The sequence below is a fragment of the Streptomyces sp. NPDC048606 genome, assembly GCF_040650855.1.
Lineage (GTDB): Bacteria > Actinomycetota > Actinomycetes > Streptomycetales > Streptomycetaceae > Streptomyces.
Window position 1 is genome coordinate 125379 of the sequence record NZ_JBEZIB010000005.1, and the last position, 24992, is coordinate 150370.

At 74.2% G+C, this 24992-nt stretch carries 21 protein-coding genes; 7 read left to right on the forward strand and 14 right to left on the reverse strand.

Annotation, left to right across the window (positions count from 1 at the left end):
• Positions 1-103 precede the first annotated feature (103 nt).
• A complete protein-coding gene (locus tag AB0D01_RS07675; protein ID WP_363054145.1) occupies positions 104-1744 on the forward strand; it encodes an acyl-CoA synthetase in 1641 nt (546 codons plus the stop codon).
• Between the two features lie 91 nt (positions 1745-1835).
• Here AB0D01_RS07675 and AB0D01_RS07680 read toward each other — a convergent pair whose 3' ends face one another.
• Positions 1836-2051: a hypothetical protein gene (locus AB0D01_RS07680; protein ID WP_363054146.1), complete on the reverse strand. Its 216-nt coding sequence runs from the start codon at positions 2049-2051 to the stop codon at positions 1836-1838.
• Positions 2052-2300: 249 nt separating this feature from the next.
• On the opposite strand from AB0D01_RS07680, the gene paaK reads away from it, so the two are divergent.
• The gene (gene paaK, locus AB0D01_RS07685) at positions 2301-3602 is read left to right on the forward strand and encodes a phenylacetate--CoA ligase PaaK (protein ID WP_363054147.1); all 1302 of its coding nucleotides are present in this window, start codon (positions 2301-2303) and stop codon (positions 3600-3602) included.
• A 131-nt stretch (positions 3603-3733) separates the two neighbouring features.
• On the forward strand, positions 3734-4612 hold the full coding sequence (locus tag AB0D01_RS07690; protein WP_363054148.1) for a YhjD/YihY/BrkB family envelope integrity protein: 879 nt from the start codon (positions 3734-3736) through the stop codon (positions 4610-4612).
• 209 nt (positions 4613-4821) lie between these two features.
• Here AB0D01_RS07690 and AB0D01_RS07695 read toward each other — a convergent pair whose 3' ends face one another.
• Together AB0D01_RS07695 and AB0D01_RS07700 are read right to left on the reverse strand one after the other, a co-directional pair.
• A complete protein-coding gene (locus AB0D01_RS07695) occupies positions 4822-6318 on the reverse strand; it encodes a fatty acyl-CoA synthetase (RefSeq protein ID WP_363054149.1) in 1497 nt (498 codons plus the stop codon).
• Between the two features lie 77 nt (positions 6319-6395).
• Positions 6396-7529: an ionic transporter y4hA gene (locus AB0D01_RS07700; protein WP_363054150.1), complete on the reverse strand. Its 1134-nt coding sequence runs from the start codon at positions 7527-7529 to the stop codon at positions 6396-6398.
• A gap of 154 nt (positions 7530-7683) precedes the next feature.
• Between AB0D01_RS07700 and AB0D01_RS07705 the strand changes: the two genes are divergently transcribed.
• Positions 7684-8232: a DinB family protein gene (locus AB0D01_RS07705; protein WP_363054151.1), complete on the forward strand. Its 549-nt coding sequence runs from the start codon at positions 7684-7686 to the stop codon at positions 8230-8232.
• A gap of 19 nt (positions 8233-8251) precedes the next feature.
• Here AB0D01_RS07705 and AB0D01_RS07710 read toward each other — a convergent pair whose 3' ends face one another.
• Together AB0D01_RS07710 and AB0D01_RS07715 are read right to left on the reverse strand one after the other, a co-directional pair.
• Positions 8252-9814 carry an acyl-CoA synthetase gene (locus AB0D01_RS07710; RefSeq protein ID WP_363054152.1) on the reverse strand — a complete coding sequence of 521 codons (1563 nt, stop codon included), beginning with the start codon at positions 9812-9814 and terminating at the stop codon, positions 8252-8254.
• Positions 9815-9845: 31 nt separating this feature from the next.
• On the reverse strand, positions 9846-10952 hold the full coding sequence (locus AB0D01_RS07715; RefSeq protein ID WP_363054153.1) for a nitronate monooxygenase family protein: 1107 nt from the start codon (positions 10950-10952) through the stop codon (positions 9846-9848).
• A 148-nt stretch (positions 10953-11100) separates the two neighbouring features.
• On the opposite strand from AB0D01_RS07715, the gene AB0D01_RS07720 reads away from it, so the two are divergent.
• Complete coding sequence (locus AB0D01_RS07720) at positions 11101-13008, forward strand: serine hydrolase (RefSeq protein ID WP_363054154.1); 1908 nt, start codon at positions 11101-11103, stop codon at positions 13006-13008.
• A 21-nt stretch (positions 13009-13029) separates the two neighbouring features.
• Here the strand turns inward: AB0D01_RS07720 and AB0D01_RS07725 are convergent, their stop codons facing one another.
• The 3 genes from AB0D01_RS07725 to AB0D01_RS07735 all read right to left on the reverse strand — a co-directional run bounded on the left by AB0D01_RS07725 (position 13030) and on the right by AB0D01_RS07735 (position 14834).
• A complete protein-coding gene (locus tag AB0D01_RS07725) occupies positions 13030-13383 on the reverse strand; it encodes a hypothetical protein (protein ID WP_363054155.1) in 354 nt (117 codons plus the stop codon).
• A 231-nt stretch (positions 13384-13614) separates the two neighbouring features.
• A complete protein-coding gene (locus AB0D01_RS07730) occupies positions 13615-13992 on the reverse strand; it encodes a VOC family protein (protein WP_363054156.1) in 378 nt (125 codons plus the stop codon).
• Positions 13993-14051: 59 nt separating this feature from the next.
• The gene (locus AB0D01_RS07735; RefSeq protein WP_363054157.1) at positions 14052-14834 is read right to left on the reverse strand and encodes a TetR family transcriptional regulator; all 783 of its coding nucleotides are present in this window, start codon (positions 14832-14834) and stop codon (positions 14052-14054) included.
• A gap of 79 nt (positions 14835-14913) precedes the next feature.
• Between AB0D01_RS07735 and AB0D01_RS07740 the strand changes: the two genes are divergently transcribed.
• A complete protein-coding gene (locus AB0D01_RS07740; protein WP_363054158.1) occupies positions 14914-16083 on the forward strand; it encodes an FAD-dependent monooxygenase in 1170 nt (389 codons plus the stop codon).
• A gap of 63 nt (positions 16084-16146) precedes the next feature.
• Here AB0D01_RS07740 and AB0D01_RS07745 read toward each other — a convergent pair whose 3' ends face one another.
• The 3 genes from AB0D01_RS07745 to AB0D01_RS07755 are packed head-to-tail and all read right to left on the reverse strand — an operon-like array spanning position 16147 to position 20845.
• On the reverse strand, positions 16147-17745 hold the full coding sequence (locus AB0D01_RS07745) for an NAD(P)/FAD-dependent oxidoreductase (protein ID WP_363054159.1): 1599 nt from the start codon (positions 17743-17745) through the stop codon (positions 16147-16149).
• Positions 17742-19922 carry a tetratricopeptide repeat protein gene (locus tag AB0D01_RS07750; protein ID WP_363054161.1) on the reverse strand — a complete coding sequence of 727 codons (2181 nt, stop codon included), beginning with the start codon at positions 19920-19922 and terminating at the stop codon, positions 17742-17744. Before AB0D01_RS07750 ends, AB0D01_RS07745 begins: the two co-directional genes overlap by 4 nt.
• On the reverse strand, positions 19904-20845 hold the full coding sequence (locus tag AB0D01_RS07755; RefSeq protein ID WP_363054162.1) for an oxygenase MpaB family protein: 942 nt from the start codon (positions 20843-20845) through the stop codon (positions 19904-19906). Before AB0D01_RS07755 ends, AB0D01_RS07750 begins: the two co-directional genes overlap by 19 nt.
• 232 nt (positions 20846-21077) lie before the next feature.
• Here AB0D01_RS07755 and AB0D01_RS07760 point away from each other — a divergent pair, with 232 nt between their 5' ends.
• The gene (locus tag AB0D01_RS07760; RefSeq protein WP_363054163.1) at positions 21078-21755 is read left to right on the forward strand and encodes a methyltransferase domain-containing protein; all 678 of its coding nucleotides are present in this window, start codon (positions 21078-21080) and stop codon (positions 21753-21755) included.
• Between the two features lie 3 nt (positions 21756-21758).
• Here AB0D01_RS07760 and AB0D01_RS07765 read toward each other — a convergent pair whose 3' ends face one another.
• The 3 genes from AB0D01_RS07765 to AB0D01_RS07775 all read right to left on the reverse strand — a co-directional run bounded on the left by AB0D01_RS07765 (position 21759) and on the right by AB0D01_RS07775 (position 24850).
• Entirely contained in the window at positions 21759-22949 is a 1191-nt protein-coding gene (locus tag AB0D01_RS07765) for an acyl-CoA dehydrogenase family protein (RefSeq protein WP_363054164.1), read from the reverse strand.
• A gap of 108 nt (positions 22950-23057) precedes the next feature.
• Positions 23058-23903, reverse strand: coding sequence for a class II fructose-bisphosphate aldolase (locus AB0D01_RS07770; protein WP_363054165.1), 846 nt, complete (start codon positions 23901-23903; stop codon positions 23058-23060).
• Positions 23900-24850, reverse strand: coding sequence for an SIS domain-containing protein (locus AB0D01_RS07775; protein WP_363054166.1), 951 nt, complete (start codon positions 24848-24850; stop codon positions 23900-23902). The genes AB0D01_RS07770 and AB0D01_RS07775 overlap by 4 nt, the downstream gene beginning before the upstream one ends.
• Between the last annotated feature and the right edge of the window lie 142 nt (positions 24851-24992).

Here is a 24992-nt window from a genome sequence, read left to right on the forward strand (position 1 = left end):
CCCAGTCAGATTTCTTGGCGGGCACCCTTCCCACTTCGACCGGGCGGCGCTCTAATGACCGCCGAGCAGCCCAGCCATGGGATTTTTCGGGTCAGGAGGAACGGTGGAGTACAACCTTGCCGACCTGTTCGAATCGGTCGTGGACGTGGTCCCCGACCGCGAGGCCCTGGTGTACGTGGACCACCCCGGGACCGGCGCCGAACGCCGCCTGACGTACGCGGAACTGGACGCGGCCGCGAACCGCGTCGCGCACCACCTGACGGACAGCGGGCTGCGGCCGGGCGAGCACGTGGGGCTGCACCTCTACAACGGCGTCGAGTACCTCCAGACCGTCCTGGCCTGCCTCAAGGCGCGCCTGGTGCCGGTGAACGTCAACTACCGCTACGTAGAGGAGGAGTTGGTCTACCTCTACAACGACGCCGACCTCGCCGCCCTCGTCTTCGAGGGGGAGTTCACCGAGCGGGTGGCGGCCGCGCTGCCGCAGACGCCCCGGCTGCGCCACCTCGTCCGCGTCGGGTCCGTCCCCGAAGGGGCCCCGGAGCCCGCGCCGGCGCCGGTCGCGTACGCCGACGCCGAGGCGTCCGGCTCCCCCGCGCGCGACTTCCCCCCGCGCAGCCCCGACGACCTCTTCATCATCTACACGGGCGGCACGACCGGGATGCCCAAGGGCGTCATGTGGCGGGCCGAGGACCTCTTCTTCGCGGGCCTCTTCGGCGGCGAGCCCTCGGGCGAACCGGTGAAGCGGCCTGAGGAACTGGCCGAGCGGGTGGCGGCCCGGGGCGCGGGGCTCACCTTCTTCCCCGCTCCCCCTCTGATGCACGGCACCTCCACGCTGACCTCGTTCATCGCCTTCAACTACGGCCAGCGGGTGGTCATCCACCGCAAGTACGCGCCGGAGGAGGTGCTGCGCACCATAGAGAAGGAGAGGGTGTCGAGCGTCTCCCTGGTGGGCGACGCCATGTTGCGGCCGCTCATCGACGCCCTGAACGGCCCCCTGAAGGGGACGGACCTGTCCTCTCTGTTCAGCGTCTCCTCGTCGGGCGCGATCATGTCGGAGACGGTGCGCGCCGAGTTCCGGCGGCTGGTGCCGAACGTGGTGCTGCTGAACAACTTCGGCTCCTCCGAGTCCGGCTCGAACGGCCGCGCCACCGACGACTCGGGCCCCGAGAAGGGCTTCCGCCTCCAGGTCAACGACCGTACGCAGGTGGTGGACCCGGTGACGCACGAGCCGGTGGCGGTCGGCCGGCCCGGGCGGCTGGCGCAGCGCGGACACGTACCGCTCGGCTACTACAACGACCCGGTCAAGACCGCCGAGACCTTCTTCGCCAAGGGGGCGGAGCGGTGGGTGCTGCTGGGCGACATGGCGACCGTCGACGAGGAGGGCATCGTCACGGTCCTGGGGCGGGGCTCGCAGTGCATCAACACGGGCGGCGAGAAGGTCTACCCCGAGGAGGTCGAGCAGGCCCTGAAGTCGCACCCCGACGTGTACGACGCCCTGGTCGCCGGGGTCGCGGACCCGAAGTGGGGCAGCAGCGTGGCGGCGGTGGTCCAGGTCCGGGCGGGGGCCGCGGCGCCCACGCTGGAGGAGATCCAACGCCACTGCCGCACCCGGCTCGCCGGGTACAAGATCCCGCGCCGGTTGGTGATCGCGCCGGAGATCCAGCGCTCGCCGAGCGGGAAGGCCGACTACCGCTGGGCGAAGTCGGTGGCGACGCGGGCCGACGCGGCCGACACCGCCGACTGAGGCGCCACGGGAGCGGTGCGCGTCCGGGCGGCCGGGGCGCGCACCGCTCGCGCGTGCGGGGGCCGCCGGTGCGCAGCCGGCCGGGCGTCGGTCACCGCTGGGCGCGCAGTTCGGCCGCCAGGGCCCGGGTCCAGCCCGCCAGTTCGGTCCGGTCGGCGCCCTGGCCCAGGGCCGCCACCTGTTCGTCGGACAGGCGCTGGGGGCCGGAGTCCTCCAGCAGGTGGGCCGATTCGGCCAGCATCCCGGCCAGCCGACGCGCCTCCGACGCGCTGAGCCGTACGGACACCGCGGGGTCGATGACGGACATCGCAGCCGCCTCCCATCGCGCCTCGGACGCCGGGTGCCGCCGGCACCCGGGCCGCTGTTCCTTCGACCGTACGCCGCCGCGGACGCGGGCGCCGCTCAAGGCGCCGGGGCCCCTTCGCCGGGCCGCCGGCCGCCCCGCCGACACCCTCCGCTCGAACGATCACTCGTACGAGTCATTGATTTGGCCGGCCGAGTCCGGCACTCTACCGAATGAACGTTCGGTTGGCGTGGTTCCCGGTGAGGTGACGACATGGCGGCATACGCGGATCTCCAGGACGAGGGCGAGCGGCTCGGCCCCGACGAGCTGGCGGCCCTCCAGCTCAGGCGGCTGCGGGCCACCCTGCACCGGGTGTACGAGCACGTGCCCTTCCACCGTCGGGCCTTCGACAAGGCGGGCGTGCACCCCGACGACTGCCGTTCCCTGGCGGACCTGGCCCTCTTCCCCTTCACCACCAAGGCCGACCTGCGCGAGGAGTACCCCTTCGGGATGTTCGCCGTGCCCCGCTCCGAGGTGCGCCGCGTCCACGCCTCCAGCGGCACCACCGGCCGGCCCACGGTGGTGGGGTACACCGACCGGGACCTGTCCACCTGGGCCGACGTGGTCGCCCGGTCGATCCGCGCGGCGGGCGGTCGCCCCGGGCAGCTCGTGCACATCGCCTACGGGTACGGCCTGTTCACCGGCGGGCTGGGCGCGCACTACGGCGCGGAGCGGCTCGGCTGTACGGTCGTGCCGGCCTCCGGTGGCATGACCGACCGCCAGGTCGCCCTGATCCAGGACTTCCGGCCGGAGGTCATCATGGTGACCCCCTCCTACATGCTCACCCTGCTCGACGAGATGGAGCGCCAGGGCATCGATCCGCGCTCGACCTCCCTGCGGACGGGGATATTCGGCGCGGAGCCCTGGACCGAGGCGATGCGCCGGGAGATCGAGGAGCGGCTCGACATGGACGCCGTGGACATCTACGGCCTGTCCGAGGTGATGGGGCCCGGGGTGGCCCAGGAGTTCGCCTCCCACAAGGACGGTCTGCACGTCTGGGAGGACCACTTCTACCCCGAGGTGATCGATCCGCTGACGGGGGCCGTGCTGCCGGACGGTGAGCCCGGGGAGCTGGTCTTCACCTCCCTGACCAAGGAGGCCATGCCCGTCGTCCGCTACCGCACCCGGGACCTGACCAGACTGCTGCCTGGTACGGCCAGACCCGCCTTCCGCCGCATGGAGAAGGTCACCGGCCGCACCGACGACATGATCATCCTGCGCGGGGTGAACCTCTACCCGACGCAGATCGAGGAGATCCTCCTGCGCACCCCGGGGCTGGCCCCGCACTTCCAGCTGCGGCTCACCCGCGAGGGTCGGATGGACGCCCTCACCGTGCGGGTGGAGGCCCGGCCCGAGGCCGACGCGGCGCGGCGGGCCGCGGCGGCGACCGAACTGGTCCGGGCGGTCAAGGAGTCGGTCGGGGTGTCGGTGGGGGTGGAGGTGGTGGACCCGGAGACGTTGGAGCGCTCCCTCGGCAAGATCAAGCGCATCCGAGACCTGCGCGACCCGAGCTAGACCGTCCCTGGCCCGGGGTGCGCCGGGGCAGCGGGGCGGGTCATGCCCGGCGCCCGCCGAAACCACCCCTTCGGACCCACTTCGGCGCCGCCTGCGGGACCGGGCCGCCCCGCCCGGGTAGTCCATGAGGCGTGACCTCGTACCTCCGGCGGCTCCACGACCGGCTCCAGGGCTCCCACGCGGGGCTGGCCTGGAGCCGCGGCCGGGAGATCGAGCTCATGCACCGGGCGATGGGTTTCGCCGCCCTCGGGTTCCTCACCCTGGTGCCGCTGCTGGTGGTCGTCGCGGCCGCGGCGCCCGGCAGCGGTTCGGGCTTCGGCCGCTGGCTGGGACAGGCCCTCGGGGTGACGGCCTCCTCCCGGGCCCGCGTGGAGATGCTGTTCGGGGCGGCGGACCTGGCGCTGGAGCGGACCACCGCGTTCGGACTGGCCGCCCTCGCCGTGTTCGGGCTGACCTTCGGCTCGGCCGTGCAGACCGGCTACGAGAAGGTGTGGGACCTGCCGACCGCCCGCTGGCACACCATGTGGCGCCACGTGGTGTGGCTGGCCATGCTGGTCTGCTACCTCGCGCTGCTCGTCGGGATCCCCGCCCCGTCCGACGACTGGGTGGGCACGGTCCTGGGCACCACGGGGGACGTGATCGGCACCTGCGTGTTCTTCTGGGGCTCGGGCCGGCTGCTGCTGGGCGGCCGGGTCCGGTGGCGGGCGCTGCTGCCGGGCGCGGTGGCCACCAGCGTCGGCCTGCTCGGCCTGCGGATCTTCTCGCAGCTGGTGTTCTCCCCGCTGATCGCCTCGAACGCCGTCACCTACGGCCCGTTCGGCACGCTGCTGGTCGTGCAGTCCTGGTTGGTCGGCGTCGGCTTCGTGGTCTACGGCGGGGCGCTGGTGGGCCGCCTGGTCCACGAGCACCTCGTGCTGCGCCGGCTGCGGCGCAGCGGGCTCCTGCCCGACCCCCACGGCCCCGTACACGAACCGCCGCGCCCCCCGGACCCGTACGGGGCCCCCTTCTGACACCCGGTCCGGCGGGGACGGCCCCGGGTGGGGTCTAGGGCCTGTCGTCAAACTCCCGTCTGCCCCGCAACGCCCGGCACGCGCTCTCGCCGCACCGGGCGAAAGACCGAGTACGTCCAGTACACGTGCTTCCGCCCGGCACGCCGAGAACACGCACCGGACGCCACGGGGCCGCCCTCCGGGCGACGACGGGAGTTTGACGACAGGCCCTAGCCGAAGCGGGTGCGGAGCTCGCGCTTGAGGACCTTGCCGCTCGCGTTGCGGGGCAGGGCCTCCACGAACAGGACCCGCTTGGGCGCCTTGAAGTGGGCCAACCTCTCGCGGGTGTACGCGAGCAGCTCCGCCTCGGTGACCTGACCGCGCGCCACGACCACCGCCGTGACGGCCTCGATCCACCGTTCGTCGGGCAGTCCCACGACCGCGGCCTCCGCCACGGCGGGATGCGTGTACAGCACCTCCTCGACCTGCCGGGAGGCGACGAGGACCCCGCCCGAGTTGATGACGTCCTTCACCCGGTCGACCACCGTGAAGTACCCGTCCGCGTCGCGCACCGCGAGGTCCCCGGAGCGGAACCACCCGTCGCGGAAGGCTTTCTCCGTGGCCTCGGCGTCGTTCCAGTAGCCCCGGCACAGCTGCGGGGAACGGTAGACGACCTCGCCCGGCGTGCCGTCCGCCACCTCGGCGCCGGCCTCGTCGACGACGCGCGCCTCCACGTGGCGCACCGGCCGGCCGCAGGAGTCCATCCGCCCCTCGTGTTCGTCCGGCCCCAACACGGTGGCCAGGGGTCCGATCTCGCTCTGCCCGAAGCAGTTGTAGAAGGCGAGGGCGGGCAGGCGGGCGCGGAGCCGTTCCAGCACCGGGACCGGCATGATCGAGGCCCCGTAGTACGCCTTGCGCAGGGCCCGCAGGTCGCAGTCGGGGAACCGGTCGTGGTGGGCGAGGGCGATCCACACGGTGGGCGGTGCGAAGAGGCTGTCCGCCTCGCCGGACTCGACCAGGTCGAAGACGGCCTCGGCCACCGGGGCGTCCAGGATCGTGTTGCGGGCGCCGACGGCCAGGTAGGGCAGCAGGAAGACGTGCGTCTGCGCCGAGTGGTACAGCGGGAGCGCGTGCAGGGGCCGGTCGTCCTCCGTGAGGTCGAGGGCGGCGATCGCGCTCTCGTACTCGTGCGCGAGGGCCCGGTGGGTCATCATCGCGCCCTTGGGCAGGGCCGTGGTCCCGGAGGTGTAGAGGAGTTGTACGAGTGCGTCGGGGTCGTTCCCGGTGGCGTCGAAGGGCAGCGGCCGCGCCAGGTGGGAAAGGAAGGAGTCGGGCGCGTCGCGCAGCGGGTGCACGGGCCGGCCTGCGGGCACCCGGGCGGCCAGGTCAGGGTCGGCCAGGACCAGGGCGCTCGCGCAGTCGCCGAGGATGTGCGCGAGGTCCTCGCCGGTGAGGTGCTGGTTCACCGGCACGTGGACGAGTCCGGCGCGGGCGCAGGCGAGGAAGGCGATGAGGTAGGCGTCGGAGTTGTGGGCGAAGGTCGCCACCCGCTCGCCCCGCGCGAGCCCGTGGTGCCCGCGCAGGACGGCGGCCCCGGTGGACACCGCCGCGTCGAGTTCGGCGTACGTCCAGGTCCGGTCGCGGTAGCGGACGGCGACGCGGTCGGGCACCCGCCGCGCGCTGTCCCGTACGAGTCCGTCGACCGTGTTGTTCCGCACCGGCGTCATGGTGGCGATCCTCGCCCGGCCCTCCCCGCGAGGTCAACGACCCCGCGCCGGCCGGTGGCGGTGGCGGTGGCGGTCCGTCAGGGGCTGACGGCGAGGAAGAGGTAGGCGGCCAGGATGACGAGGTGGACGCCGCCCTGGAGGAGGGTGGCGCGGCCGGGGACGAGGGTGAGGGCGCCGACGACCACGGTCAGGGCGAGGAGCACCATGTGGATCGCCCCGAGGCCCAGCAGCAGGGGTCCGGTGAGCCAGATGGACGCGAGGGCGATGGCGGGAATGGTCAGGCCGATGCTGGCGATGGCGGAGCCGTAGGCCAGGTTGAGGCTGGTCTGGACCCGGTCGCGGCGGGCGGCGCGGACGGCGGCGAGGGTTTCGGGGAGCAGGACGAGCAGGGCGATGATCACGCCCACGACGGCGTGGGGCAGGCCCGCGTTCGCGACGCCCTTCTCGATGGTCGGGGAGACGGCCTTGGCGTCGCCGACGACGGCGACGAGCGCGACGAGCAGCAGGCCGAGGCTGATCAGGGCGGCGCGGGAGGTGGGGGGTGCGGCGTGGTCGTGCTCGTCGTCCCCGCCGGCGGGGACGTCGGCGGCCCGTTCGCGGTCGCGCTCGGTGGCCACGGGCAGGAAGTAGTCCCGGTGACGGACCGTCTGGACGGTCACGAACAGTCCGTAGAGGGCGAGCGAGGTGACGGCGGCGAAGGTCAGTTGGGCGGTGGAGAACTCGGGTCCGGGCTTGCTGGTGGTGAAGGTGGGCAGGACGAGGCTCAGCACGGCCAGTGTGGCGACGGTGGCGAGGGCGGCGCCGGAACCTTCGGCGTTGAAGACCGCCACCCGGTTGCGCAGGGCGCCGACGAGCAGGGACAGGCCGACGATTCCGTTGCAGGTGATCATGACGGCGGCGAAGACGGTGTCCCGGGCGAGGGAGGCGGTCTTGTCGCCGCCGTCGGCCATCAGGGTGACGATCAGGGCCACTTCGATGACGGTGACGGCCACGGCGAGGACGAGCGAGCCGAAGGGTTCGCCGACCCGGTGGGCGACGACCTCCGCGTGGTGGACGGCCGCGAGGACCGCGCCCGCCAGGCACAGGGAGACCAGGACCACCGCGAGTCCGGGCAGATCACGTCCCCAGCTGAAGACGAGGGCGACCAGCGCCACCACGGGGACCAGGACGGTCCAGTCGGTCAGGGGGGATCTGTGGGTTGCCGTACTCATATGTGCAAAGTTGCCAGAAGTCTTCCCCCGGTGCGGTATCCGGCACGATTCGACCCCATTGACGTGGCACTTCTCACGAAACCGCCGGGCGTGGCGGGCGCTTTCGCGGCGGCGGGGGTTACGCCGCGCCGCCCGCCGGGGTCATGATCCTTCGATGGACGACACGACGCGGCGGGCGGAGATCTTCGGCGGCGCCCCGGACGACCCTCGTTTCACCGGGCCCGCGACCGGGGCGGAACGGCCGCTGCTGATCTCCGTCCTCGCGGCGCAGCGCGCGACGCTGGAGCTGAAGTGCGCGGGCGTGGCGCGGCCGGCGCGGCGCTCCGTGGAGCCGTCGACGCTCTCGTTGCTCGGGCTGGTGCGGCATCTGGCGGACATGGAGCGCCGCTGGTTCCGGCGGGTGCTCGCCGGTCAGGACGTCGGTCCGCTCTTCTCCGACCCGACCGATCCCGACGGCGACTTCGACGGCGCGCGCGACGATCCCCGGGTCGTGGCCGGGGCGTGGGAGGCGTGGCGCGCGGAGGTGGACTTCGCGGAGCGCTTCGCGCGCTGGGCACCGGACCTGGACGTCGAGGGGTACGACGCGTGGCGCGGGACGGTGTCGCTGCGCTGGGTGCTGATCCACATGGTGGAGGAGTACGCGCGGCACAACGGCCACGCCGATCTGCTGCGGGAGCGGATCGACGGGGCCGTCGGGCTGTGAGGCGGCGCGGGCGCCGGGTTCACACCGCGCGGTCGCGGCCCTCCCAGTGGGGGTCGCGCAGCCGGCGCTTGTAGAGCTTGCCGTTGGGGTCGCGGGGCATGGTGGCGATGAAGTCGACGGACTTGGGGCGCTTGTAGCCGGCGAGCTGTCGTTCGCAGTGGTGGAGGATCTCGGCGGCCAGGGCCTCGCCCGCCTCGAAGCCCTCGGCGGGTTCGACGACGGCCTTGACCTCCTCGCCCCAGGAGTCGTGCGGGATGCCGAAGGCGGCGGCGTCCGCGACGGCGGGGTGGGTGAGCAGGGCCGACTCGATCTCGGCGGGGTAGATGTTGACGCCGCCCGAGATGATCATGTCGATCTTGCGGTCGCGCAGGAAGAGGTAGCCCTCCTCGTCGAGGAGGCCGAGGTCGCCCACCGTGAAGAAGTCGCCGATGCGGTTGCCCCGGGTCTTGGCCTCGTCCTTGTGGTAGCTGAAGGCGCCGGTGTTCATCTTGATGTAGACGGTGCCGAGTTCGCCGGGGGGCAGTCGCCTGCCGTCGTCGTCGAAGACGGCCAGTTCGCTGATCGGCCAGGCCTTCCCGACGGTTCCGGGGCGCTTCAGCCATTCCTCGGCGGTGGCGAAGGCGCCGCCGCCCTCGCTGGCCGCGTAGTACTCCTCCACGCAGCGGCCCCACCAGTCGATCATCGCCCGCTTGACGTGGTCGGGGCAGGGGGCGGCGCCGTGGATGGCGTGCCGCATCGAGGAGACGTCGTAGGCCTCCTTCGTCCGCTGCGGGAGGGCGAGCAGGCGGTGGAACTGGGTGGGGACCATGTGGGTGTGGGTGCAGGAGTGCCGGTCGATCAGGCGCAGCATCTCCTCGGGGTCCCACTTGTCCATGAGGACCAGGGGGTGGCCGATGTTCAGGGACGCGCCCGCGAACTGGAGCACGGCCGTGTGGTAGAGCGGCGAGCAGACGAGGTGGACGTTGTCCTCGAAGGGGCGGATGCCGAAGATGCCGAGGAAGCCGCCGAGGTGCGTGTCCTCCGGGAGCCGGCCGGTCAGGGGGCGGCGGATGCCGCGCGGGCGGCCGGTGGTGCCGGAGGTGTAGTTCATGACCCAGCCGAGGGTGCGGTCGGCGGGGGGCGTCGCGGACTGCCCGTCGAGGAGGGCGGCGTACGGGGTGAATCCGGGGACCGGCCCGACGCAGTAGCGGCCCGCCTCGGGCAGGCCTGCCTCGTCGGCGGCGGCGCGGGCGGCCTCGGCGAAGCGTTCGTGGGCGATGAGGACCTTGGCTCCGGAGTCGGAGACGATCCAGGCGATCTCGGGGCCGACGAGGTGGTGGTTGACGGGGACGAGGTAGAAGCCGGCCTGGGAGGCGGCGAGGTAGGCGGTGAAGAACTCGACGCCGTTGGGCAGGACGACGGCGAAGGCGTCGCCGCGCTCCAGTCCGGCGGCGCGCAGGCCGTGGACGAGGCGGTTGACGTCGGCGTGCAGTCGACCGGCCGACCATTCCTCGCCTTCGGGGGTGACGAGGACGGTGCGGTGGGGGTCGGCGGTCGCCTGCGCCCAGAAGCCGGTGGGGTGGGTGTGCTGCGGTTGGCTCATGTCGGTCGCGGTCCTCCCTCGGGTCCGGGGCTCAGGCCCGGCCGGCGATGCGGTTGATGCGGTCGATGGCGCGCTCGAAGCCGGCGGTGAGTTCGTCGAAAACGGCCCGGACGGGGCGTTCGGCGTTCATCCGGCCGACGATCTGGCCGACGGGGGTGCCGAGCAGCGGCGCGACCTCGTACTTCTGGATGCGGGAGACGGCCTCGGCGACCAGCAGGCCCTGGAGCGGCATCGGGAGCGCCCCGGGGCCCTGGGGGTCGTCCCAGGCGTCGGTCCACTCGGTGCGCAGTTGGCGGGCGGGTTTGCCGGTCAGGGCGCGGGAGCGGACGGTGTCGCCGGATCCGGCGGCGAGGAGCTTGGCGGTGAGGGCGCGGGAGTGGAGGTCGGCCTCGGTGGTGGTGAGCCACAGGGAGCCGAGCCAGACGCCCTCGGCGCCGAGGGCGAGGCCGGCCGCGATCTGTTCGCCGCTGCCGATGCCGCCGGCCGCGAGGACGGGCAGGGGTGCGACGGCCTCGACGATCTCGGGGACGAGGACCATGGTGGCGATGTCCCCGGTGTGGCCGCCGGCCTCGTGGCCCTGGGCGACGACGACGTCGATGCCGGCCTCGGCGTGGCGGCGGGCGTGTTCGGCGCTGCCGGCGAGGGCGGCGACGAGGACCCCGTGGTCGTGGGCGCGGGCGATGACGTCGGCCGGCGGGGAACCGAGTGCGTTGGCCAGGAGTTTGACGGGGTAGTCGAAGGCGACGTCGAGCTGGCTGCGCGCGACCTGTTCCATCCAGCCGGTGATGCGCCAGCCCGAGGCCTCCCCCTCGGGGAGTTCGGGTACGTGGTACCGGGCGAGGGTCTCACGGACGAAGGCGCGGTGCGCGGCCGGGATCATCGCCTCGATCTCGGCCTCGCCGATGCCGTCGACGGCCTTCTTGGCCGGCATGACCACGTCGAGGCCGTAGGGCTTGCCGTCGGTGTGCGCCTGCATCCAGTCGAGGTCGCGCCCCAGGTCGTCGGGGGCGGTGTAGCGGACGGCTCCGAGGACGCCGAGCCCTCCCGCGCGGGTGATGGCCGCGGCGACCGCCGGGAAGGGCGTGAAGCCGAAGATGGCGTGCTCGACTCCCAGTTTCTTGCTCAGCTCCGTCTCCATGGGCGTGAGGATGCCGCAGGGCGGCGGGGTAGGGAAGGGGTTTTCTGATGCTGCGTCAGATTCTTTGACGGCCGGGCGGTGCGGAGGGTGCGCGGTGGGCGGGCAGATACCCAGTAGCGTGCGCGGGCAGGGACAGGAGGGCCGGGACATGGGTGACGACGGGGCTGTGGCGGGTGGCGCGGGAGCCGGGCGCGGGCTGAGCCGAAGGCGGCTCGGGGCGCGGTTGTTGGCACTCGGTGGGGTGCTCGCGCTGAACGCCGCGCTGCCCGGCCGACCGGCCGGGGCGGCCGGGGGACGCGGGGCCGGGCGCGGCGGGTACGGAGCGGGCGGGGGCGGGCGGGCGGGCGGGGTCGGCGGGTCCGGCGGACCCGGCGGGAACCCGGCCGACCGGCGGGCCCTCCAGGGGCTGCGCCTGCGCTACGGTTCCGCGCGCCAGGCCGGGCTGGTGGAACGGCACCTGGAGGCGGTGGCCGAGGAGGCCCGGCGCTTCCTGGACCCCTCCCCCGAACACCCCTACTACGCCGGGGCGGTGGTCCTCGCCGGGCGCGGTCGCACGGTGGCCCTGCACCGGGCCATGGGCGACGCGGTGCGCTACGCGGACTACGACGGGCGGACCGACCGGCCCACGGAGTTCCCGGCCGCCGAACGGATCGCGGCCACCGAGGACACGGTGTTCGACCTGGCCTCGCTGAGCAAGCTGTTCACCGCCATCCTCGCCGTGCAGCAGATGGAGCGGGGGCGGCTGGAGCTGGAGGCGCCCGTGCGCCGGTACCTGCCGGAGTTCACCGGCGGCGGCAAGGAGGCGATCACGGTACGCCAACTGCTCACCCACACCTCGGGGTTGCGTTCGTGGGCCCCCTTCTACCAGGAGACGACGCGCGAGGGACGGCTGCGCCTGCTGTGGTCCGTGCGCCCTCAGGAGACCCCCGGGTCGGTGTACCGGTACTCCGACCTGAACCTCATCGCCCTGCAACTGCTCCTGGAACGGATCACCGCTCGCACGTTGGACGCCCTGCTCCACGACGAGATCACCGCTCCGCTCGGGATGCACCGCACGCGGTACAACCCCCCGTTCTCCTGGCGCCGCGTGACCGCCGCCACCGAGGTGCAGCGCCCGCCGTGGTCGGGGTTGGACCGGGGGCTCGTGTGGGGCGAGGTGCACGACGAGAACGCCCACGCCCTCGGCGGCGTCGCGGGGCACGCGGGCGTCTTCGGCACCGCCTGGGACCTGGCCGTCCTCTCCCGCACCCTCCTCGACGGAGGGGTCTACACGGGCCGGCGCATCCTCGGCCCCGCCTCCGTCGAGCTGCTGTTCACCGACTACAACACCGCCTTCCCCGGAGACGACCACGGGCTGGGCTTCGAGCTCTACCAGCACTGGTACATGGGCGCGATGGCCACCCCGCACTCCGCCGGCCACACCGGGTTCACCGGGACCTCGCTGGTCCTGGACCCCTCCACCGACTCCTTCCTGATCCTGCTCGGCAACTCCGTCCACCCCGTGCGGACCTGGCGGGCCGGCAGCGCGCCCCGGGTCGCGACCGGCAACCGCTTCGCCCGCGCCGTGCCCGTGCGGACGCGGCACGGCGGCCCGGCCTGGTTCTCGGGGATGGAGACCGGCGGATCGGGGACCCTCACGCTGCCCCCGCTCACCCCGGCCACCGCCCGGGCCCGGCTGCGCTGCGCCGTGTGGTGGGACACCGTGCCCGAGGCGGGCGCCCTCCACCTGGAGGCCTCGCCGGACGGGATCGCCTGGGAGCCCGTGCCGTTCACCACCGTCCGTGCCACGGGCGGCGCCCCGGAGCAGTGGCCGCGGGGGCGCGTCGACGGCTGGTCGGGCCGCGTCTGGCACCGCCTCGAAGCCCCCCTGCCGACCTGGGCGGGCCGGCGGGTCACCCTGCGGTTCCGGCACGCCTCGACCGGCCGCTACGTCGGGCGGGGGATCTACGTGGACGTCGTACGGGTGGCCGAGCCGTCCGCGCTCCTCTTCGCCGAGGACCGCCCCGCGGACGCCGCCCGCGTCGAGGCGACGGGCTGGACCCGCTCGACGGACTGAGCGGCGGTGCGCGCGGGCGGTTCAGCGGAAGGTGTGGACCAGCTCGATCTCGCCGACGATGTGGGCGTTGAACGCGTCGAGCTCCTCGGCGGGCACCCACAGCTCCAGGATCGTCCGCCCTCCGACCTGTTGGACCGGATAGCGGCTCAGGAACGCGGAGTCGACCTCGAAGCGGGTGACGTGGCCGACGCCGCTGCGCGGGACGTTCCAGTCCCGGGCGATCCGGATCGCGTAGTCCTCGTTGAGGACCGGGTAGAAGATCGGCTGGTCCGGCAGCCGGGGCGGCCAGGCGCGCCGCTCCAGCGCGCGGACCAGCTCCCACTCCCGGGGGCCCGTGGGGCGCCAGAGGGTCGTCGTGTCCTGGGGGCCGGTCATGGCGTGCTCTCGCTCGTGTTCGGGGATCGGGGATCGGGGATCGGGGACCCTGCGATCCGGGCCAGGGCGCCTCGGCCCCCGGACGCCGGCGCGGCGGCGGGTCAGGCGCCCGACCCCAGGGCCTGTCGTCGAACTCCCGCCTGCCCCGCGGGCGACGACAGGAGTTCGACGACAGACCCTAGTGCGGCCCCGACCCCCTCGGCCACGCATTTCCGCGCCGGCGCTCCGGCCTCAGTGGCGGACCAGGCAGAACGGATGCCCCGCGGGATCGGCGTAGACGTCCCAACCGCGCTCCTCGGGGCCCTCGTCCAGCAGGGTCGCGCCGAGCGCGAGGACCTGCTCCCGGGCCCGGCCGAGGTCGCCCACGCCGAAGTCCAGGTGGAACTGCTGGGGGTGGGCGGGGTCGGGCCAACGCGGCGGCCGGTGGTCCGCGACCCGCTGGAAGGCCAGGACGGAGCCGCCCGGGGTGTGCACGGTGGACCACTCCTCGTCCACCGACCACCGCCGGTCGGGGCGGTCGACCTCACCTCCCGACAGGGCGGCGTAGAAGGCGGCGAGCGCGCGCGGGTCGGGACAGTCGAGGACGACGCACTGGAGTTCGGCGATCATGCGCCGAGCCTATGCCGGAGCGGCCGGCACGGCACGGGAACCCCTCCGCCGGGACCTGCCTAGTCGAGGGCGGCGTCGATCATTCGCCGGACCGTGGCGGTGAGTTCGGCCGGGTCCGGGGCGGGGCGGGAGTGGGCGAGGGCGCCCGCGAGGCGGTCGTAGAGCAGGCCGTCGGTCCAGGCCGCGATCAGTTCGGCGGAACGCTGGGGGTCGCGCGCGCCCAGGGCGGCGAGGACCGCGGCGGCGCGGGCGCGGGCGCCGAGGCCCGCGCGGTGCAGTTCGGGCTCCAGTTCCGGGTTGCGGGCCGCTTCCAGGCTCAGCTCGAAGCGCGCGAGTTGCCGCTCTCGGCCCGCGGTGAGCCACCGGTGCAGCAGCGCGGCGAAGGCCGCCGCGGCGGCGTCCCGGTCGAGCGGAACCCCGGCGGACGCCCCGGTGGCATCGGGCGATGCGGGGTCGACGGGCGGGCCGGGGAGTGCGGGCGGGTCGGCGTCGAGGTCTTCGAGGTCCAGCTCCGCCAACCGCCGGTAGCAGGCGCCGATCAGCGCGGTGCGGGTGCGGAAGTAGTACGAGGTGCTGCCGGCGGCGAGCCCGGCCGCGCCGTCCACGGCACGGTGCGTCAGGCCGCGGAGGCCGGCGGCGGCGACGAGGGCGATGGCGGTGTCCGCGATCAGGGTCCGCCGGTCGACGGGCGGGGGCGCCGCGCCCCCGCCCTCCGCCTGCGCGGCACGGGCACGGGCCGTCGCGGCGTCGGCGTCGGCGTGCGTCCGCCCCGCGGTGTCGGGGTCGGACTTCCGAGGGCCGGACGGGCCGGACGGGGTGACGGGGGTGGAGGGGCTGGACATGCCCTCACTCTACAGCTGTAGAGTGAAACACATCGCCTCTACGGATGTAGAGGGTCGTGCGTCCATCGAGGAGCCCGCCATGTCGCCACGTCAACGCCACGCCGTCATCGCCGGTGCCGGAATCGGCGGCCTCACCGCCGCCGTGGCCCTGCACCACCGCGGCTGGCGGGTCACCGTGTGCGAGCGCGCCGCCGCCCCGACGGCGGTCGGCGCCGGCATCGTCCTCGCCCCCAACGCCCTGCGCGCCCTCGACGCCATCGGCTTCGACCTCGCCGCCCTCGACGACACCGGCGCCGGAGCCCACCCGGTCCCCGCCGCGATGGGCCTGCGCCGCCCGTCGGGCACCCGGCTCAGCCGCACCGACACCGCCGCCCTGACCGCCCGCTACGGCAGGCCCCCGCTCGCCGTCCACCGGGCCGCCCTCACCGCGGCCCTGAGCGGCGCCCTGCCCGAGGGCGCGATCGCCTACGACCGCGCCGTCACGGACGTGGGGTCGACCGGGGACGCAGCCGTCGTGCGCACCACCTCGGGGGAGCTCGCCGCCGACGCCGTGATCGCCGCCGACGGCATCCACAGCCCGCTGCGCACCCGCTTCTTCCCCGACCACCCCGGCCTGCGCCACAGCGGGGAGACCGCCTGGCGCACCGTTCTGCCGGTGAGGGTGACGGAGGGCTGCGAGACCTGGGGTCGGGGCGAGCGCTTCGGCATGGTCCCGCTCGCCGACGGCCGGTCCTACGTCTACGCCACCGCCGTCGTCCCCGAGGGGTACCGCCCGGCGGACCTCCGGGCCGAGCTGCTGCGCCGGTACGGGACCTGGCACGACCCCATTCCCGCGCTGCTGGAGCGGATCGACCCGGAGCGGGTGCTCCAGCACGACCTGTACGACCTGGCCGGGCCGCTCCCCCGCCTGAACCACGGGCGGATCGCCTGGATCGGCGACGCCGCGCACGCCATGACCCCCAACCTGGGGCAGGGCGGCTGCCAGGCGGTCGAGGACGCGGCCGTCCTGGCCCACCTGCTGGACGGGGAGGCCGGCGAGGACGTACCGGCCGCCCTCGCCGCCTACAGCCGGGCCCGCCTCGCCCGTACGGACGCCATCCGCGTCCGCGCCCGGCGCGCGGGCCGCGTCGCCGCCGTCTCCCACCCCCTGGCCGCCGCCGTCCGTGACCTCGCGCTGCGCGCCACCCCCGCCCGTGTCGCGCGCGGGGCCATGGACGACCTGTTCGACGGGTTCGCCCTGCCGCGCTGAGCGCCGCGCCCCCCGCGCCCCGCCGGCCCCCGGGCCCCGCCGGCCGTCGGTGCCCGCCTGCCGTCAGAGCCCCAGCGCCGCCATCGCCGCGTTGTGCCCGGGCACGCCGCTGACCCCGCCGCCGCGCGCCGCTCCGGCCCCGCACAGCAGCACGGTGGGGTGCGCGGTCTCGACTCCCCAGCGACCTGATCCGCCGTCCCGCGCGTAGGGCCAGGACAGGTCCCGGTGGAAGATGTGACCGCCGGGCAGGCGCAGTTCCCGTTCCAGGTCCAGCGGGGTCTTGGCCTCGATGCAGGGGCGGCCGTCGGCGTCGAAGGCCAGGCAGTCGGTGAGGGGTTCGGCCAGGTGCGCGTCCAGTTGGGCGAGGGTGGCCGTCAGCAGCACCTCGCGCGTCTGCCGGTTGTCCTGGGCGAACAGCCGCGCCGGGGTGTGCAGTCCGAACAGGGTCAGGGTCTGGTAGCCCCGCGCGGCGAGGTCGGGGCCGAGGATCGAGGGGTCGGCCAGGGAGTGGCAGTAGATCTCCGACGGCGGCGCGGACGGCAGCTCGCCGGCCGCCGCCTCGGCGTGCGCGCGGCGCAGTTGTTCGTACCCCTCCGCGATGTGGAAGGTCCCGCCGAACGCCTCCCGGGGGTCCACCGAGGCGTCGCGGAGCCGGGGCAGCCGCCGCAGCAGCATGTTGACCTTGAGCTGGGCGCCCTCGGGCGCCGGGGCGGAGTCGTCCGGCGCCTCGCCCAGGAGTTCGGCCAGCGCCCGCGGGGAGGCGCCGACGAGGACGGTGCGGCCCGTGACGGAGCCCTCGCCCGTCGCCGTACGGAAGGTGACCTCGACGGGCGCCGTCCCGTCGGGGTGCAGCCGCAGCGCCTCGTGTCCGGTGACGATCTCGGCGCCCGCCGCGCGCGCCGCGTCGGCCAGCGCGTCGGTGAGCGCGCCCATGCCGCCGACGGGCACGTCCCAGTCCCCGGTGCCGCCGCCGATCACGTGGTAAAGGAAGCAGCGGTTCTGGGCCAGGGAGGGGTCGTGGGCGTCCGCGAACGTCCCGATGAGCCCGTCGGTGAGGACCACGCCCCGCACCAGGTCGTCGGCGAAGCGTTCCTCCACCGCCCGCCCGAGCGGCTCCTCGAAGAGCATCCGCCAGGTGTCCTCGTCGTCGACCCTGGCCCGCAGTTCCGCGCGGGTGGGCAGGGGCTCGGTGAGGGTGGGGAAGACCTTGCGGGCCAGGCGCCCGGTGGCCCCGTAGAACTCCCGCCAGCTCTCGTACTCCCGCTCCGATCCGGTCAGTCGGGCGAAGGACTCCCGGGTCCTGGCCTCCCCGCCGCCGACGAGCAGCCCGCCGGGCCGGCCGCCGGGGCCGGCGGGGGTGTAGGGCGTGTACGAGGACACCGTGCGGCGGCGGACCTCGAAGCGCAGCCCCAGGTCCCGGACGATCTTGTCGGGGAGCAGCGAGACCAGGTAGGAGTACCGCGACAGGCGGGCGTCGACCCCGGCGAAGGGGCGGGTGGAGACGGCGGCCCCGCCGGTGCGGCCGAGCCGCTCCAGGACCAGCACCGAACGGCCCGCCCGGGCCAGGTACGCGGCGGCGACCAGCCCGTTGTGGCCGCCCCCCACGATCACCGCGTCGTACACGTCGTGCGCGAAACCCCGGGAGCCCGTGACGGTTGTCATGGCTCTTGGTAACACACCTGGCCCAGTCGCTCCAGACAGTGTGCCTCGTCGGCGTGGGCGAGGACAGTGTCGGGGTGCTCGTCGCCCAGCGAGCGCTCGCGGATGCCCGACAGGTCGCGGTAGATGGGCAGCGCCTCGTCCCAGCGGCCCAGCCGGCCCAGCCCGACGGCCAGTTCGCGGCGGCTGACCAGGGTGTCCGCGTGCTCGGCGCCCAGGGCCCGGGCGCGGGCCGCGCCGACCGCGCGGGCCTCCTCCACGGCCTCCTCCCACCGCTCCAGGCGGCCCAGGTTCACGCCGAGGACGTGGCGGGCGCGCAGGGTCTCCGGGTCCGCGGCGCCGTAGGCCCGGGTGCGGTCGCGGACCAGGGACCGGAAGAGGTCCAGCGCCTCGGCGGCGCGGCCGGTGCGGCCGAGGGCGATGCCGGTCTCGTAGCGGGCGGCGAGGACGTCGGGGTGGTCGCGGCCGAGGACGCGTTCGCGTACGGCGGCCACGTGGCGGAAGCCGGTCAGGGCCTCCTGCCAGCGGCCGAGCCGGCCGAGGGCGTAGGCGGCCTCGTAGCGGGTGTGGAGGGTGTCCACGTGTTCGGCGCCGAGGACGGCGGCCCGGTCGGCGGCCACCTCCGCGGCGGTGGCGTACGCCTCGGCGTGCCGGCCGAGGGCACCCAGCGCGCAGGCCAGGTTGTGGCGACAGCGCAGGGTGTCGGGGTGGCGCGGACCCGCGGTGCGGACGCGGGCGGCGAGGACGGCCTCGTACCGCTCGTGGGCCTCGCCGTGGCGGCCGAGCCGGCTCAGTTCGTACGCCTCCTCCTGGCGGGCGGCCAGGGTGTCCGCGTGGTCGGGGCCCAGCACCTTCGCCCGCCCGTGCGCGACGGCCGCGTACACGGCCAGGGCCTCCTCGGGCCGGCCGGAGCGGCTGAGGGCGAAGGCCCGGGTGTGTCCGGCGGCGAGGGCGTCGGGGCGCTCGACCCCACCGGCGAACGACACGGTGCCCAGTCCGTGCACGACGGTGAGGCGGGGGTCCTCGGCGGGCGCGGGACGGACGATCCGCTGCGCCCCGGAGGCGCCCGGCGCGTACGTTCCGGTGCCCGAGTACGGGGTGGTGCGCGGGTCGGCCCCGGCGGCGCCGGCCGTCGCGGGTGCGGGGGTCGGGCGGGCGGGGGTCGGGCGGGCGGTCGTCGTGCGGCCCGAGGTCCAGGAGCCGGTGAGCACGGCCCAGGCGCCGCTCGCGGGCCGGGCGTCGATGCCGGCCTTGCGTCCGGCGGTCATGCCGGCGGCCCACGCGGGCAGCGGCGGGTGCGCGCCGAGCGGCCCGCCCGCGCCGAAGCGCGCCTCGGCCAGGCGCCGGTGCACGTGGCGGGCGTCGCCGGGACGGTCCTCGGGGCGCTTGGCCAGCAGTTCCAGGACGATCCGCTCGAAGTGCTCGGGCAGCTCGGGCCGGTGCTCGCGCGGCGGGACGGGGGCGCTGTCGCGGTGGCCGACCAGCACGGACCAGGAGTCTCCGAGGTCGAAGGGCGGGGCTCCGGTGGCGATCTCGTAGAGGACGCAGCCGAGGGAGTAGAGGTCGCTGCGGTGGTCGACCTCACCGCCCGCGATCTGCTCGGGCGACATGTAGTGCGGGGTGCCCATGGCCATGCCGCCGCCGGTGAGCTTGGCGGTGAAGCCGATGTCGTGGGCGAGGCGGGCGATGCCGAAGTCGCAGATCTTCACGGTGCCGTCGGTGAGCCGCATGATGTTGGCCGGCTTCAGGTCCCGGTGGACGACGCCCTGGTCGTGGGTGTAGCCGAGGGCGGCCGCCATCTGCTCGGCGATGTCCAGGACCACGTCGACGGGCAGCGGACGGGCCTCGTTGTCCTCCATCAGCTGGCTGAGGTTGCGGCCTTCGAGCAGCTCCATGACCAGGTAGAGGGGCCCGCCGCCGGCGCTGTCGTCCCCGAAGTCGTGCACGACGGTGACGCCCCGGTGCTGGAGCGAGGCGGCGACCCGCGCCTCGCGCCGGAAGCGCTCGCGCAGGACCTGGGTGAAATGGGCGTCCTGTTCGGACCCGATCGGTTTGAGGCATTTCACCGCGACCTGCCGCCCGAGCGACTCGTCGCGGGCACGCCACACCTCGCCCATACCGCCGCGCCCGATCAGATCGAGTGACCGGTACCGGCCCTGGATCAGTCTGGACTCCGCCATGTCTTGAAGCCGCCCCCGTCGTCGTGCCGCGCCCTCCCCAGGCGGTCCAGTATGGCCGCTGACGTACGCAGTGTGTACGCCGACGGGCGGCTGTCGGGGCCCATGCGGCGTATCGCCTTCAAGATGTGACCTGGAGGCAGTTGCCAGCGTAGACCTGCGGGAATGCTGCGCAATACGCGACCGGTGAGGCGCAACCGCCGGGTGACCTCCGCCGGGGGCGGCGCGGGGCGCCCGTAGAGACAATGCGCCCAGCCGGGGAGGGTGTCGTAGGCGAGCGCGGAGACCGGGCCCCACAGCAGGTTTCGGCCAGGGACCAGGAGGCGGGGGACGGGCGGGGCGCGCAGGAAGTCGTCGACGGCGCGGGCGTCGGCGCCGGCGGCGAGGCGGGGAAGAACCTCCTCGAAGTAGGCCTCCAGCCGCCGCGTGTCGGCCGGCACGTCGGCAGGATCGAGACCGACGAGGCGGGCGTTGACCCGGTTCTCGTCGACGTAGCGGTCCGCCCGGTCCGGGGTGAGGGGAACGCCGGAGCGCAGCAGTATGTGCAGGAAGCTGTCGATCTGCGCGCAGTGCACCCACATGAGGAGTTCGGGGTCGTCCACGGAGAACCGCTCCCCGGTCTCGGGGTCGACGGCGGACAGCTTTCGGTGGATCGCACGAACCCGGGCGCCGGCGCGTTCGGCGGCCTCGGTGGTCCCGTAGGTGAGGGTGCCCACGAAGTCGGCGGTGCGCAGCAGTCGACCCCAGGCGTCGCGCCGGAAGTCGGAGTTCGCGACCACCCCGCGCACGGCGCGCGGGTGCAGGGCCTGGAGGTAGAGCGCGCGGATCCCGGCGATCCACATCACCGGGTCGCCGTGGCACTGCCAGGTGACCGATCCCGGGCCGTACAGCCCCGGATCCGCGCCCTCGTACGGAGTTCCGCCCATCGCCCGCCTCCCGGCCGGAGCCTACCCGGGAGGGGGACCGTTTCATCCATGTACGCGCGCACGAGGGTTTCGGTCGAAGCCCCAACCCCGCGGAAGTCGACGTACGGCCCGCCGCCGGTGGACGCGGGGTGACGAGGGGCAACCGCCGGCGGTGCGGCGTACGCACGCCCCCACCGGCCGTAACATCCTTTTCACCACCACCCGTTACAGCTCACGAGGCGAGGCGACGACGATGCGGACACGCGACCGGGACGGCATGTCCGTGGACGTCCACCACGGCGCCCTGGACGACGGCCACTTCGCCTCGCGGCGACCCGACACCCGCATCGCGCGGTTCGTCGCCGAAGCCCTCGACGGCGCGGGCCGGGTCCTCACCGTCGGCGCCGACGCCGAGGAGCTGCCCTTCGCCGACGGCGAGTTCGACGGGGCGATGACCCTCTTCGACGTCCACGAGTGGAGCGACACGGCCGCCGGCCTGCGCGAGATGCGCCGCGTCACCCGGGGCCCGGTGGTGGTGCTGACCCGCGACCCGAAGCTGGTCCGCGACTTCTGGCTGGGCGCGTACGCCCCCGAGGTCCTCGACGTCGAGGCGCGCCGCCACCCGCCCGTCGAGGAGGTGGCCGCCGCCCTCGGCGGCACGGCGACCGTGCTGAGCGTGCCGATCCCCCTGGACTGCACCGACGACTTCGACGAGGCCTACTACGGCCGCCCCGAACTCCTCCTGGACCCCGCCGCCCGCCGGGCCGGTTCGGCCTGGAGCTTCGTCGACGACGGCGTCCGCGAACGCTTCGACGCGAGCCTGCGCCGCGACCTCGCCTCCGGCGCCTGGGACGCCCGCCACGGCCGGCTGCGCACGCGGCCCTCGTACGACGGCTCCCTCGTCCTGGTCCGGTCCACGCTCCCCGGGTGAGGTTCAGCGGCGGACGCGGGGCATGCCCAGGCCGATCCAGGAGATGATCTCGCGCTGGATCTCGTTGTTGCCGCCGCCGAAGGTGAAGATCACCGCGCTGCGGTAGCCGCGTTCGAGTTCGCCGTGCAGGACCGCGCCCGCCGAACCGTCCTTCAGGGAACCGGCCGAGCCGACCACCTCCATCAGCCAGGCGTACGCGTCCCTGCGCGCCTCGGAGCCGTAGACCTTGACGGCGGAGGCGTCCTGCGGCGTGAGCGTGCCGGACTGGACGGCGTTGACCATCTGCCAGTTGAGCAGCTTCATCGCGTCGAGGCGGGCGTGCGTGCGGGCCAGGCGCCCGCGCACCCACGGGAGGTCGATCACCCGGCGGCCGTCGGCGAGCTTGGTGCGCGCGGCCCAGCGCTGGACGTCGTGCAGGGCTCGGATCGCCATCGTGCCGTGGGCGGCGAGGGTGACCCGCTCGTGGTTCAACTGGTTGGTGATCAGGCGCCAGCCCTTGTTCTCCTGCCCGACCCGACGGCTCGCCGAGACCCGGATGTCCTCGTAGTGGCTGGCCGTGGTGTCGTGCGAGGCGAGGGTGTTGATGAGGGTGCAGGAGTAGCCCGGGTCGGAGGTCGGCACCAGGAGCATGGTGATGCCCTTGTGCGCGGGGGCGTCGGGATCGGTGCGCACGGCGAGCCACACCCAGTCGGCGGTGTCGCCGTTGGTGGTCCAGATCTTCTGGCCGTTGACGACGTAGGTGCCGTCCTCCTCGCCGCCCTCGCGCACGGCCTTGCACTTGAGCGCGGCCAGGTCGGTGCCGGCGTCGGGCTCGCTGTAGCCGATCGCGAAGTCGATCTCCCCGGAGAGGATCCGCGGGAGGAAGTACGCCTTCTGCTCCTCGGTGCCGAACTGCATGATGGTCGGTCCGACGGTGTTCAGCGCCATCAGCGGGAGCGGGACGACGGCCTGCGCGGCCTCGTCGAAGAAGATGAACTGGTCCATGGGAGACATCCCGCGCCCGCCGTACTCCACGGGCCAGCCGACGCCCAGCCAGCCGTCGGCGCCGAGGCGGCGGATGGTCTCCCGGTAGAAGCGCTTCTGCGCCGCCGGGTCCTCGTAGCGGGCGTAGACGTCCTCCGGGACCAGCTCGGCGAAATAGGCGCGCAGTTCGGCGCGCAACTGCTGCTGCTCAGGCGTGTATTCGAGGTGCACGGCCCCTCCGAGGGTGTCGCGGTCCGGCCCGGTCGCCGGCGTGGCGGCGGTCAGAGTAGAACGCGTTGCAAAAATCCGGAAGGGCGTGCGCACGGTCGGACCCCGCCCCTAGTCGCTCCGCTCCAGGGCGGTGATCATGGCCGCGGCGGTGCTCGCCATGGCCGTCCGGGCGGCCGTGAGGTAGGGGCGGGGGTCGGCCGGGGTGAGGTGGGCGCGGATCGCGTCGGTCATCGCCACGTTGAGCGCCGTACCGATGTTGACCTTCCGGATGCCGCCTGCCACGGCGGCCGCGAGCTCCGCGTCCGGCAGCCCCGAGGAACCGTGCAACACCAGCGGCACGTCCACGGTCTTGGCCAGGCGGGCCAGGAGCGCGTGGTCGAGCGCGGCCGTCCGGCTGGTCATCGCGTGACTGCTCCCGACGGCCACGGCCAGGGCGTCCACCCCGGAGTCGGCGACGAACCGGCGCGCCTCGTCGGGATCGGTCCGGGCCCCCGGAGCGTGCGGGTCCAGGGGCGCCTCGCCGTTCTTCCCGCCGACCTCGCCGAGCTCCGCCTCGATCCACAGGCCGTTGACGTGGGCCCAGTCGGCGGCGGAGCGGGTGGCCTCCAGGTTCTCGGCGTAGGGCAGGTGCGCGGCGTCGTACATGACGGAACCGAAGCCGGCGTCGACGGCCCGCCGCAACAGGTCGGGGCTCTTGACGTGGTCCAGGTGCAGTCCCACGGGGACCCCCGCGGCCTCGGCGCAGGCGGCGGCCGCCCGCGCGATGGGCAGCACGGCGCCGCCCCTGAACCGCACCGCGTTCTCGCTGAGTTGCAGGATCACCGGCAGGCCCACCCGCTCGGCGCCCTCGACCACGGCTTCGGCGTGCTCCAGGGTGATGATGTTGAAGGCGGCGACCGCCCGGCCGCCCGCGGCGGCTTCGGCGACCAGGATTCCGGCGGAGGCCAGGCTCATCGGACCGCCTCCTCGGCGGCGGCGAGGCCGGAGGCGTGGCCGGCGGTGTGACCGGCGGTGTGACCGGGCGTCAGGATCACCGAACGGGTCAGGTTGCGGGGCGCGTCCGGATCGAGCCGCCGGTGCGCGGCGACCGCGACGGCGAACCGGTGCACCCGGACCAGCTCGGCGAGCGGGTCGAGCGCGCCGGCCACCCACGCGGCCCCGGTGCCGAGGACCTGCTCGGCGATCCCGTCCGGCGTCGCGTCGAGCGACCACGTCACCGAACCGGGCCCGGTGACGCTGACCGGTCCGTGCCGGTACTCCATGGCCGGGTACGACTCGGCCCAGGACAGGGAGGCCTCGCGCATCTTGAGGGCGGCCTCGTGCGCCAACCCGACGCTCCAACCCCGCCCGAGGAAGGTGAACTGGCTCAGGCCCTCCGGCGCGACCGGCAGCGGCTCGGCCAGCGCGGTCCGCGCGTCGGCCACCACCGCCGGGGTGTGCGCGCCCACGTGGGCGCGCAGCAGGGTGAGGGCGGTCGTCGCGAAACGGGTCTGGACGACGGACTCCTCGTCGGCGAAGTCCAGCACCACCAGGTCGTCGGCGAGACCCGTCACGGGGGTGTCCGGGTCTCCGATGACCGCGGTGGTCGGGGTGCCGGCCTCCCGCAGCGCGGCCAGCAGGTCGAGGACCTCGGTCGTGGTCCCGGACCGGGTCAGCGCCACCACCCGGTCGTAGCGGCGGCGGTGCGGGAACTCCGAGGCGGGGAAGGCGTCCGTCTCGCCGTGGCCGGCGTCCTCCCGCAACGCCGCGGCCGCCTGGGCCATGTAGTACGAGGTCCCGCAGCCGACGATCGCGGTCCGCTCCCCCGGCTCCGGCAACACCGCCCGCCGGGCCGGGGCCAGTTCGGCGGCCCGTTCCCAGCTCTCGGGCTGCGTGGACAACTCGTACGCGACGTGACTCATGCGGGCTCCCTGCGCGTTGGGTGCGTAAGCGTGTGAGCGTGTGTGGCGGTACATCCCTACGGCGTGCGTGTTCCTGCAAGGTAGCGGGCGGTTTCGCGCAACTTCAAGCATCTACGGGTCGACGCCCTGGGTTAGTCTCGAC

Excerpts from the sequence above, each read along its gene's own strand:
- AB0D01_RS07710 (WP_363054152.1), bottom strand. The coding sequence starts at position 9,814 with ATGAGCCAACCGCAGCACACCCACCCCACCGGCTTCTGGGCGCAGGCG.
- AB0D01_RS07770 (WP_363054165.1), bottom strand. The coding sequence starts at position 23,903 with ATGAGCCTGGCCTCCGCCGGAATCCTGGTCGCCGAAGCCGCCGCGGGC.
- AB0D01_RS07755 (WP_363054162.1), bottom strand. The coding sequence starts at position 20,845 with ATGGGCGGAACTCCGTACGAGGGCGCGGATCCGGGGCTGTACGGCCCG.
- AB0D01_RS07730 (WP_363054156.1), bottom strand. The coding sequence starts at position 13,992 with ATGATCGCCGAACTCCAGTGCGTCGTCCTCGACTGTCCCGACCCGCGC.
- AB0D01_RS07750 (WP_363054161.1), bottom strand. The coding sequence starts at position 19,922 with ATGGCGGAGTCCAGACTGATCCAGGGCCGGTACCGGTCACTCGATCTG.
- AB0D01_RS07745 (WP_363054159.1), bottom strand. The coding sequence starts at position 17,745 with ATGACAACCGTCACGGGCTCCCGGGGTTTCGCGCACGACGTGTACGAC.
- AB0D01_RS07760 (WP_363054163.1), top strand. The coding sequence starts at position 21,078 with ATGCGGACACGCGACCGGGACGGCATGTCCGTGGACGTCCACCACGGC.
- AB0D01_RS07695 (WP_363054149.1), bottom strand. The coding sequence starts at position 6,318 with ATGACGCCGGTGCGGAACAACACGGTCGACGGACTCGTACGGGACAGC.
- AB0D01_RS07740 (WP_363054158.1), top strand. The coding sequence starts at position 14,914 with ATGTCGCCACGTCAACGCCACGCCGTCATCGCCGGTGCCGGAATCGGC.
- AB0D01_RS07705 (WP_363054151.1), top strand. The coding sequence starts at position 7,684 with ATGGACGACACGACGCGGCGGGCGGAGATCTTCGGCGGCGCCCCGGAC.
- AB0D01_RS07700 (WP_363054150.1), bottom strand. The coding sequence starts at position 7,529 with ATGAGTACGGCAACCCACAGATCCCCCCTGACCGACTGGACCGTCCTG.
- AB0D01_RS07775 (WP_363054166.1), bottom strand. The coding sequence starts at position 24,850 with ATGAGTCACGTCGCGTACGAGTTGTCCACGCAGCCCGAGAGCTGGGAA.
- paaK (WP_363054147.1), top strand. The coding sequence starts at position 2,301 with ATGGCGGCATACGCGGATCTCCAGGACGAGGGCGAGCGGCTCGGCCCC.
- AB0D01_RS07715 (WP_363054153.1), bottom strand. The coding sequence starts at position 10,952 with ATGGAGACGGAGCTGAGCAAGAAACTGGGAGTCGAGCACGCCATCTTC.
- AB0D01_RS07735 (WP_363054157.1), bottom strand. The coding sequence starts at position 14,834 with ATGTCCAGCCCCTCCACCCCCGTCACCCCGTCCGGCCCGTCCGGCCCT.
- AB0D01_RS07725 (WP_363054155.1), bottom strand. The coding sequence starts at position 13,383 with ATGACCGGCCCCCAGGACACGACGACCCTCTGGCGCCCCACGGGCCCC.
- AB0D01_RS07720 (WP_363054154.1), top strand. The coding sequence starts at position 11,101 with ATGGGTGACGACGGGGCTGTGGCGGGTGGCGCGGGAGCCGGGCGCGGG.
- AB0D01_RS07680 (WP_363054146.1), bottom strand. The coding sequence starts at position 2,051 with ATGTCCGTCATCGACCCCGCGGTGTCCGTACGGCTCAGCGCGTCGGAG.